This is a genomic window from Chthoniobacterales bacterium (assembly GCA_039930045.1).
Lineage (GTDB): Bacteria > Verrucomicrobiota > Verrucomicrobiia > Chthoniobacterales > DASVRZ01 > DASVRZ01.
On record JBDSQB010000009.1, the window covers coordinates 142,945 to 152,088 of the forward strand.

12 protein-coding genes are annotated in these 9,144 nt (G+C 59.4%); 5 read left to right on the plus strand and 7 right to left on the minus strand.

Annotated elements, in window-relative coordinates; translation table 11 throughout:
• Positions 1-27: 27 nt before the first annotated feature.
• The gene (gene ychF, locus ABIT76_07780) at positions 28-1,197 is read right to left on the minus strand and encodes a redox-regulated ATPase YchF (protein MEO7933042.1); all 1,170 of its coding nucleotides are present in this window, start codon (positions 1,195-1,197) and stop codon (positions 28-30) included.
• Between the two features lie 106 nt (positions 1,198-1,303).
• Here ychF and ABIT76_07785 point away from each other — a divergent pair, with 106 nt between their 5' ends.
• Complete coding sequence (locus ABIT76_07785) at positions 1,304-1,588, plus strand: nucleotidyltransferase family protein (GenBank protein MEO7933043.1); 285 nt, start codon at positions 1,304-1,306, stop codon at positions 1,586-1,588.
• Positions 1,589-1,612: 24 nt separating this feature from the next.
• Positions 1,613-1,912, plus strand: coding sequence for a DUF86 domain-containing protein (locus tag ABIT76_07790; protein ID MEO7933044.1), 300 nt, complete (start codon positions 1,613-1,615; stop codon positions 1,910-1,912).
• A gap of 1 nt (position 1,913) precedes the next feature.
• Here ABIT76_07790 and ABIT76_07795 read toward each other — a convergent pair whose 3' ends face one another.
• From ABIT76_07795 to ABIT76_07815, 5 genes are all read right to left on the minus strand, one after another.
• Positions 1,914-2,222, minus strand: coding sequence for a HepT-like ribonuclease domain-containing protein (locus ABIT76_07795; GenBank protein ID MEO7933045.1), 309 nt, complete (start codon positions 2,220-2,222; stop codon positions 1,914-1,916).
• Between the two features lie 25 nt (positions 2,223-2,247).
• Positions 2,248-2,553, minus strand: coding sequence for a nucleotidyltransferase domain-containing protein (locus ABIT76_07800; GenBank protein MEO7933046.1), 306 nt, complete (start codon positions 2,551-2,553; stop codon positions 2,248-2,250).
• Between the two features lie 75 nt (positions 2,554-2,628).
• Positions 2,629-4,125, minus strand: a complete 1,497-nt coding sequence (locus ABIT76_07805) for a glycosyltransferase family 39 protein (protein MEO7933047.1) — start codon at positions 4,123-4,125, stop codon at positions 2,629-2,631.
• A gap of 200 nt (positions 4,126-4,325) precedes the next feature.
• Positions 4,326-4,760, minus strand: coding sequence for a hypothetical protein (locus tag ABIT76_07810; GenBank protein ID MEO7933048.1), 435 nt, complete (start codon positions 4,758-4,760; stop codon positions 4,326-4,328).
• A 9-nt stretch (positions 4,761-4,769) separates the two neighbouring features.
• The gene (locus ABIT76_07815) at positions 4,770-5,261 is read right to left on the minus strand and encodes a hypothetical protein (GenBank protein ID MEO7933049.1); all 492 of its coding nucleotides are present in this window, start codon (positions 5,259-5,261) and stop codon (positions 4,770-4,772) included.
• Positions 5,262-5,367: 106 nt separating this feature from the next.
• Here ABIT76_07815 and ABIT76_07820 point away from each other — a divergent pair, with 106 nt between their 5' ends.
• The 3 genes from ABIT76_07820 to ABIT76_07830 all read left to right on the plus strand — a co-directional run bounded on the left by ABIT76_07820 (position 5,368) and on the right by ABIT76_07830 (position 7,615).
• The gene (locus ABIT76_07820) at positions 5,368-5,589 is read left to right on the plus strand and encodes a hypothetical protein (GenBank protein ID MEO7933050.1); all 222 of its coding nucleotides are present in this window, start codon (positions 5,368-5,370) and stop codon (positions 5,587-5,589) included.
• On the plus strand, positions 5,580-6,230 hold the full coding sequence (locus tag ABIT76_07825) for a hypothetical protein (GenBank protein MEO7933051.1): 651 nt from the start codon (positions 5,580-5,582) through the stop codon (positions 6,228-6,230). Before ABIT76_07820 ends, ABIT76_07825 begins: the two co-directional genes overlap by 10 nt.
• A 689-nt stretch (positions 6,231-6,919) precedes the next feature.
• A complete protein-coding gene (locus ABIT76_07830) occupies positions 6,920-7,615 on the plus strand; it encodes a hypothetical protein (protein ID MEO7933052.1) in 696 nt (231 codons plus the stop codon).
• Between the two features lie 68 nt (positions 7,616-7,683).
• Here ABIT76_07830 and ABIT76_07835 read toward each other — a convergent pair.
• Positions 7,684-9,144 (minus strand): autotransporter-associated beta strand repeat-containing protein (locus ABIT76_07835; protein ID MEO7933053.1); only part of this gene is annotated, 1,461 nt, incomplete at its 5' end.

The window sequence follows — 9,144 nt, forward strand, 5'->3', positions numbered from 1 at the left end:
TTCCCGCCGCCCACAACCGGCGTTCAACTAAACATTGAAACGGAAGTCAAACACGTCGCCGTCTTGCACCACGTATTCTTTCCCTTCGATGCGAAGTTTGCCCGCCTCGCGCGCCTTGGCCATGCTGCCCAGGCGGGCCAAATCCTCAAACGCGACGGTCTCCGCCGCGATGAAGCCGCGCTCGAAATCGCTATGAATCACGCCCGCCGCCGCCGGTGCTTTGTCGCCGATCCGAATCGTCCAGGCGCGGGTTTCCTTCTCGCCAGTCGTCAGATACGTCCGCAACCCGAGCAAATGATACACGGCCCGAATCAAACTCCCGACGCCGCTTTCCGGCACGCCGAGATCCTTCAAAAACTCCGTCGCTTCCTCGGCTGAAAGGTCGGTCAATTCGCTCTCGATCTGGGCGCTGATAACCACCGCTTCCGTGCCGAAATGGGCGCGGGCGTAATCGCGCACGGCCTGCACGTAACGCGCGGCGGGCGTGAGCTCGACCACGTCCTTCGGCAGCGCCATTTCGTTGTCATCGGCCGAATCGACCAGCGCCACGACGCTCGCGAGATCGCCCTCGGCCACGTTGCAGGCGAAGAGCGTGGGTTTTGCGCTGAGCAGGAAAAATTCCGCGATCAATTTCTTCTCATCCGCCGACGCCTCGAAGGTCACCGCCGGTTTTCCAGAGTCCAGATACGGCATCAATCGCTCGATCAACGCGATCTCAGCCAGCGCCGTTTTGTCGCCGACGCGAGCCGCCTTTTTCTGGCGATCCGCGCGTTTCTGGAGCGACGCCATGTCGGCCAAAATGAGTTCGGTATTAATCACCTCAATGTCGCGCACCGGATCGACCGTGCCCGAAACGTGATGAATATCGGCGTCCTCGAAGCAGCGCACGACCTGCACAATGGCGTCGGTCTCCCGGATATTGGCCAAAAACTGATTCCCCAAGCCCTCGCCCTTGCTGGCATCCTTCACGAGCCCGGCGATATCGACAAACTCAATCGCCGCCGGGATCAACTTCTGCGAACCGCTGATTTTCGAGAGCACTTCGAGCCGATAATCAGGCACGGTGACGATGCCGACATTCGGGTCGATCGTGCAAAACGGGTAATTGGCCGCCGTCGCCTTGCGGGTGCGGGTGACAGCATTAAAAAGAGTCGATTTGCCGACATTGGGAAGACCGACGATTCCAGCGGATAACATAGGGCGGCGACTCTAGCGCATCGCACCCAGACTGGCTAGCGGCGAAGTGAGGAAAGGGGGCGAGTTAGAGGTTGAACGGCGCATTCCGCTATGTAGTAATGTCGAAATGGCTGGCCTGAAGGAGCAACTCGAAATGCTGAAACCCGACTGGGCTCTTTTCGACGTGCAGCGCGCGTGGCTTTTCGGTTCGAGAGCCACCGGAAACGCTGCACCCGACAGCGACTGGGATTTCTTGGTGCAGTTTTCCCACCCGCCCGGCTTCGAGGCATTCATGGGACTGCGCGACCGGCTCGCCCATCGTCTCGGCGCACGCGTGGATTTGCTGTCACGCTCCGCCTGCAAACCGCGTTTCCTAGAGGAAATCGAAAAGGAACTCGTCGATGTCACGTAGCATTTCCCTCCGCAGCTGGACATCATCGAAAGCTGCGACCGAATCAAAAGCTACATCGCGGGTCTGGACAGCGGCTCTTTCGAAGCCGACTTGAAAACACAAGACGCCGTAATCCGTCAATTTGAAGTCATCGGTGAAGCCGTGAAAAGCCTGCCTGAATCTCTCACTGCGTCTCATCCGGAGATTCCCTGGAAGCAGATCGCCGGCTTTCGCGATGTTTTGGCTCACTCCTATTTTGCCGTGGATGCCTCGGTAGTCTGGGATGCCGCCCAGAACAAGGTGCCGCTGCTCAAAACGGCCTGCGGACAACTCTTGGAGCGTTAGGCTATTGCCTCAAATCCAGCAGCATTTGCCTGGCGGTCTGCTCAAGCCCCGGGAGTTGTTTCTGCGCCGCTTTCCAAAGAATAGCATAATCAAGGCCGTCGTAACCATGCGCCACGCGGTCGCGCAGTCCGGCGGCACCCTTCCAATCGACAGCGGAATATTGTTCCCGAAGAGAGATCGGCAGTCGTTTGACGGCTTCACCGATGCATTGCATGACTCGCTCGAAGGCCCGCAGCCTCATGGTGTTCGAGAGCAGGCTATCGAGCGTCTCCCCACTCATAAAGGTGTTTACCTCAGAGATGAACTCCAAGATTTGCCTAAGCGTAATGCGAGGATCATGATTGCTCATAGATCGGTGTGAGCTCGGGCTCCACTAATGGCCTGATATGTTTTCCCAATTGAGAAACGACATCGACTTTGCGGCCAAAAAGCGGCTCCAAGTCCTCATGCCAGTGGAAAAATTCCCATCCTGGAATCCGGTCGGGCAGAAACTCCACCAGCACATCCACGTCGCTATGATTCGGATCGAAGTCGGGCCGGACGACGGAGCCGAAGAGGCTCATCCGCCGGATGCCGCGCTCGCGACAGAATGCGGCGATGCGTTCGCGATCAATCGGAATGGGTAGTTCGGCGAGTGTCATCGGAGTGTGGCCACAGGCTTATGTAGAGGAGCGAAGCAGGTTTTGAAAGCGAAAGTGGTGGTTCTGTGCCTAAACCTACTTCCGGGCTGAATCGACTTGCAGGAGGATGGTCGTTTTGTCGCCGCGATCTTCGTAGGTCACGAGTTCCCTCGCCTCGGGATGATGCTTGCGCACGTCGGCCAAGGGTTTGCCGCGAGCCAGAATGTAATGCGCGTCGCGCGGGAGATCATCGGCCTTGTCCACGAATTGATAGGGATCGGTCAGGTAAAAAAAGATCGGCTGCGAACCCGGATCGACCGCGTAAAGCGTCTCGCCATCGGGCACGGCGGCGTTGATTTTGTCGCCCGCCGCACGCCAGAGGGAACGCTTTTTGAGTTGGGGCACGATGGCCAGCGAGTAGATCGCCATGAGCAAAACGAAGAGAAATCCGCTGCGTTGCGCGAGGACCTTTAACCCGCCGACTCCGCCGCCAGTGGCCGTGCGCCAGATTTTCCAGAGCCTCTCGGGAAGCGTGCCCCATTCGAGTAAGAGCGCAATTAGGAGGGCAAAGGGGACGGTGACCGGCATGGTGTAGCGAGGCAGCGAACCGGGCGCGAGGCTCACGGCGAGGAAGCTGAAAACGACCGCCCAGCGCAACCCGCGAGTGAGAGCCCGGATTTTTTCCGGCGAGTCCGGTCGCAATGGCACCCAGGCGAACGGGAGAAACAGGGACCACGGCAGGAGGTTGGCGAGGCCGCGCGGGATGTTCAGTATCCAGCCGCTGAGATCGAAATCGGAGCCGTCGAGGCGGTCGGTGAGTTGATGAATCATGGCGCTGCCCGCGCCGCCGGTGCGCGCATGGAAGGGCACCCACCAGAGCGCGACGAGTCCGGTCGCGATGAGCAGGGAAACGAGATGCGCGGGGTGCGGCAGCTTGCAGAGTTCACGGCTTTTCCAAAGCACGGCGACGACCACCGCATAGAAAAAAAGCAGATGCACCGGGCCTTTTAAGAGGTAGCCGCAGCCGAGTGCGATTCCAATGCCAGCCGCCATGCGCCACGGGCGGTCGAGCATCCAGCCGCGCAGCCAGGCGATGATCGCGATTCCCGTCGCGGCGGAATAAAGGGCGTCGATTTCCAACATGCGGCCTTTGTCGATCATGCCCAGATTCGTGAGCGTGAAGACGGCGGCGGCGAAGGCGGCGGGATGCCCCAGCCAGCGCGCGCCTGCCAGAAAGACAGCCAGCGCGACCGCCAAAACCCCGAGCACCGACGGCAAACGGGCGGTCCATTCGTTTTCGACGCCGGTGAGTTTGAAGCTGATCGCCGCCAGCCAGTTGATCATCGGCGGCTTGCGCAAATAAGTTTCGCCGCCGACTTGCGGGACGATCCAGTCGCCATTTCGCAGCATGGTTTGTCCCGGCAAAATGCGGCGCCCCTCCTCGCCCTTGAGTTCGAGTGTTCCCAATGTCGGCAGGTAGATGCCCGCCCAGATCGCGAGGATGAGGAGCGCCGAACGCAGCAGAACCCAAGTCTTGGGCGGAGTTAAACTCGATTCTGGAGAACCTTGAGGGAGTGGATTGGAAGGGGACATCTGCAAACAACTTGGCGCGACAGCGCAGCGAAGGAAACCACCAAGGCACCGAAATTGCCAGTGAGAAGCAAAATTCGACAGGCGGCTTCGTCAGCTTCAGCTCCAAGAAGAGATGTAAGTTGTCTCTGATTTTGGGCCAAGCGACGGGACTGCTTTTCGGCGAGACGCCAAAAAGTACACGCGAGACGCGTGCGCTCCCGCTATTTCCCAGCTTCGCTGAGGATGATCTGGCCTTCGGCGACGATTTCCTCGCCGACGCGGGCGACGGTTTCAAATTGGAGCAGTCCGGCCATTTCGCCGCGTTTGGTGGCTTCGAGTTCGATCCGTTCGCCGGGCAAAACGGCGCGCTTGAATTTCATCGCGCGAATGGCCGAGAGCAAAAAGCTGCGCCTGGCACTCCCGCTGCCTGCCGCGATCCCGGCGGCTTGCGCCAAAGCCTCGGTGAGAATCACTCCCGGCACGATGGGATTCCCCGGAAAATGGCCGCGAAAAAAATCGCGGTCGAGTCCGAACGCAATCTCGCAGCGGGCCCATTCGCCGTCGCGGGTTTCCAGCACGCGATCCACGAAAATGAACGGCTCCCCATGGGGCAAACCATGCGCCGCCGGGTCGTTGTCTGTGTTGAAACAAGTCACGAGCCGTCTCTAGTTCCCCTGGGCAGGCGGCGCGGCCATCGGCGTCTCCTGGGCCGGAACGAAATAGGCAAATTTATAGGAACCTTTCTCGCGTTTGATGCCCGCGCGGAAGCCGGTGTAATTCGGATCAGCCGCAAACTCCGGCGGCGCGACGAGGAAGTTTCCATTGGGCAGAAACTGGCTGTTCACGACCCGCTGCAACTCGGGCCAGAGCTGGTTGTCGTCCCAATATTTAAAGCAGCCGTAACCGTCGCTCCCCGGTGCCCAACTGTAGCCAAAATCGGCGGTCATCATGGTGGACATCACCCGGATGTCTTTATTGGCCACAGCTTTGCGCAGGCGGCCGACGAAGGCCTTGAACGAGTCGTCCTGCACCTGATCGCGCTGCCGGGAAAGCTCGTCGGCCTTCTTTTCCTGCTCGGCCTTTTGGGCGGGCGTCTTGCAACTGGCGAGCCCCATTAGCAGCGCGGCGGCGAGGAAGAGTCGGAGGTAAATCAACATGGGCGAAATCATAGGGACGCCGGATGGATTATCAAGTCGGCAGAGAGAGGAAGGCTGAAACTTGAAAGCATGTTGGCAGGCTTGTCAGGCAGGTTTTTTTACGGCAATGTGGCTCATGCCCGTGCTGCCCATCATCGAAATGACGGAGGACGATCCCCGCTGGTTGCAGATGCAGCGCGATAAAGTCGAGGCGCGCATTCGCTTCGGTAAATCGGCGCAGGCCCGGGAGGAACGCGACGCTTTGCTGGATCCCACACGCGTGAGACCCGATTGGACGTGGCAACCGCTGCCCGTGGAGCCGCCTTTTGAGGTGATCCCGTGGGATTAGTCACGTTGGGGGATTTTGAGGAGGTGCTGCGGGAGGCGGCCTCTGGAGAAGTGGCTTATGCTCTCGTCGGAGGATTGGCGGTGGCCTTGTGGGCGGAACGATTTGCCGTCGGAGTCGCGCATCTCCCTCTTTACAGCAAAGACCTCGATCTGCGTGGCGCACGGGCAGTCGCCCAGTCGTTCGGGTTGCTGTTAAAAGCGAGGGGCTTTCCCTTAGCGTCGATGACCACGGTTCACCGAAAAATTCCACCTGGCATGGGGAAAACGCACGTGCTGCAAGTGGAACTCCCCGCTGCTGGGAGAACGAATGTGGAAGTCTTGGAGCGACTCCCTTTGCTGGATGCACCAGATGGATTTCCCGCAGGAAGGGTCATGCGAGTGGCCGGCATCCAGGTTTTGGACCCGATCAGCCTGCTGATTTGCAAGGCGCACGCGTGGAATCACCGTTTGCAGAACGAAGCCTCCAACGATGCCGTGCACATCGAAATGCTGGTGGAGATCGTCCCGCAATTCATCGCAGAAGCGAAAGCGCGGAAGCTGGATGTGAGCCCGCAGATAGCGGCCTTGAGAACAGCCGTGAGGAGTTGCCCCCTCCCCTTGGAGATGGCTTTCTGGGAATCAATTTCGCTTTCGGCCCAATGACGGACACCGCAGGAGCGCAAACCTGAGACCTGAACGGAGTCGGACGACATCGCTCCACGCGCAGGGCGCGAAGGGAAATGGCAGTGGCCTTGGACTGGATTTTTCGAAGAAGTGACTCGCTTGGCCGGAGAATCAGGCCCATTCGCCGAGGAATGAACTCCATTCATCAAAGAAACGACGCTCTTTTGGCTGGAAGTGGTTCCATTTGCTGGGGAAGTGGTTCCAATCACGAGAGAAATGACTCCATCGCGTGATTGAATCATTCCGTTCGCCGATAAACTGATTCCTTTCTCCAAGGGAGCGAGACCGTTCGCGAAGGGAATGCCTCCCTTCGCCAATGGAACGACTCCGCTGGCGGCGGGCCGCTTCCCTTCGCGACGGCTTTCATTCCATTCGCTCCGGCGGTCATTTCCTTCGCCAGCAGACGCATTCCATTCCGAAATGGACTGGCTGCCATGGCCGAGAGACCGGTCTTGCGGGCAATGGAATCGCTCCCTTTGCCGATGGAACGCCGGCATTTTACCCCACAGCTCGCCCATCGACCTCTGGAACCATATCTTTGTGTATTGTTCAAAATAAAACTTGCCCTTTATGAGACAGGCCCCCGGCTTCGGGACGTCAATTAACTAAACAAACAACACCATGATTAAATCCTATTATCCATCCACCATCGAAGGGCGCGCCCTTTGGTGGGAAACATCAGCACACCGGATTCGCTCCAGGCACTCCTCGATCTCGGCTTCACCGCCGCCGAGGCCAGTGCCATCCAACTCGATGCCGCCTGGGGCGTTTACCTGTATCGCACCCTGCCGCAGACCTACGAGAAATACACCCAGGCCATCAATGGCTATTGCCACGGCTACCTCGATGCCGCCGACAATACCCCGCCTCCCGTGCTGCCCTCGCTCCCGGTGGCACCCGCCACCCCGGCGGCGGTGAAGAGTGGCATCGAAGCCCGGCGCGCCAAGTGGGTGCAACAGGCCAAGGCTTCCACGAGCTACGATGCCGCCGTGCAGGGTGTGACCCTGCGCATCGAGTCCACCGGCCATGCCTTCGACGCCGCCACCTACCAGGCCGACATCTTCGGAGCCAGCAGCGATGCGCCGGGCACGGTCACCTGCAAGTTCCGCAAGGCGGGCGGGCAGATCGACGCGATGAGTTTTCGCGGCCCGCAAATCGGGCACGGCGGCGTGGACCGAGTTAGGGCGTTTTCTGGCCACGCCAGCGACGCTGCACATTCCGGTGAATTCCAACGGCCAGCCCGAGGAATGGGATCTGCAAGGCCAGGCCTATGTGCAGGACGACCCCGTCGGCATCCCGAGCCTGATCACGACCCTGCTCGTGCGCGGCTAGAAGAGCGAAAAGGAGCGCACTGGTTCCAGTAGTCAACAAAAACGCCGCGAAGAATCTTCGCGGCGTTTTTTGTGTTTGGACGAATTTTTTCCCGTCGCCCTTAAGCGCGCAGAGCGAGCTTCTGCAATCGGCGGCGCTGGCTCCAGCCAGCCAGACCGGTGATCAGTCCCGCGCCCACCCAAGTGGAAGGCTCGGGGACGGCGGTAATGTCTAGACTACCGCTCGTTTCGCTGAAGGAATAGGAGATCCCTGCATTAGTACCGCTCCAAGTGCTGCCGACTAAACTGAGGCCGATTCCGTCCACGGTGACGGAAGCAAAATCGCCGGTTTGTGATGTAAAACCACTAAAGAGATTGTAAGTCCCGTTTTGGCCAGAAAGATCGAATCCACCTGTATCAGAAACACTGAATATGCCGTTATAGGTCAATGCCCCTCCGACGGTAAATTTATCATAACTAGAGGTGCTCGCTGCCTGTAGGTTGATGGTTGATGTCAAACTCGCCAGCGTCAATGCACCACTGAAAGCCAAGGTACCAATGTCCGTGGCAGCCGTGGTAGCACCTGCTGTGAGAACGCCTCCACTGTTAATGGTTGTGTCGCCCGTAATGATACCGGTGCCACCGAGGGTGCCCGATACACTCACTGTTCCTGTTCCCGTTCCACTACCCGTAGTGTTCTTCACCAGCAGCGTGCCCGTGGTAACAATCGTGCCACCCGTGTAGGTGTTCGCGCCGGTGAGGGTCTGCGTGCCAAGCCCTGTCTTGGTGAGGGTCATGCCCGCCGCGCCATCAGCAATCACGCCGGAGTAGGCATTGGTTACCCCGGTGCCGGGATTGAGAGTCAGTGCGGTCACACCCGAGTAGCCGCCAGAGGTGGTGGTAAATACCGATGCGAGGTCTTTGTTGCCCGTGAGGCCACCCATCGTCAAAGTCGTCACCGTAGTCTTAAGACCAGCCGTCGAGGTGCCCGCAATGCTGGCAGTCGTATCCAATGCACTGTTTTGCAGTGCCAGCGCATTGCCTAAGGAGAAAGTGCCCGCGCTGACTGTCGTCGCGCCGCTGTAGGTGTTCGCGCCGCCGAAGGTCACCGTGCCCGTGCCTGTGCTGTTAGTAATGTTGAAGCCGCCGGTGCCGCTGATGGCGCTGTTGATGGCGACGGAGAAGCCGCCGGCATCGATGGTGGAGGTATTGGTTGCCGTCACCGATGTGAGCGCCAGTTGGTTGGTGTTGATTGTGGCGGAGTTCAGCCAGTCGGTCTGATTGGCCAGCGCCTTCAGGGTGCCGCCAGCGAAGTTGAAGGTCGCCGAGCCACTCGCATCAGCCGTGCCAGCCCCATCGCGAACGAAGTTACGGCCTGTCGCCAGGGTGCCGCCATTGAGATTGATCGTGCCGGTCGAGGTGCCGGACGCGGTGCTGTTTTGCCCGATGGCGATGAAGGAACGCACGTCCGTGGTGCCGACGGTGGCGCCGCTGGTGAAGGTGGCGGTTCCTGTGTTGATCGTCAGAACGCCCGTGGAGCCGGCACCGTTGGCCACTATGCTGCCCATGTTGGCGCCGATGTT

What these genes read in the sequence shown, in the direction of transcription:
- ABIT76_07800 (MEO7933046.1), bottom strand. Translation starts at nt 2,553, where the DNA reads ATGACACTCGCCGAACTACCCATTCCGATTGATCGCGAACGCATCGCC.
- ABIT76_07820 (MEO7933050.1), top strand. Translation starts at nt 5,368, where the DNA reads ATGTGGCTCATGCCCGTGCTGCCCATCATCGAAATGACGGAGGACGAT.
- ychF (MEO7933042.1), bottom strand. Translation starts at nt 1,197, where the DNA reads ATGTTATCCGCTGGAATCGTCGGTCTTCCCAATGTCGGCAAATCGACT.
- ABIT76_07815 (MEO7933049.1), bottom strand. Translation starts at nt 5,261, where the DNA reads ATGTTGATTTACCTCCGACTCTTCCTCGCCGCCGCGCTGCTAATGGGG.
- ABIT76_07785 (MEO7933043.1), top strand. Translation starts at nt 1,304, where the DNA reads ATGGCTGGCCTGAAGGAGCAACTCGAAATGCTGAAACCCGACTGGGCT.
- ABIT76_07805 (MEO7933047.1), bottom strand. Translation starts at nt 4,125, where the DNA reads ATGTCCCCTTCCAATCCACTCCCTCAAGGTTCTCCAGAATCGAGTTTA.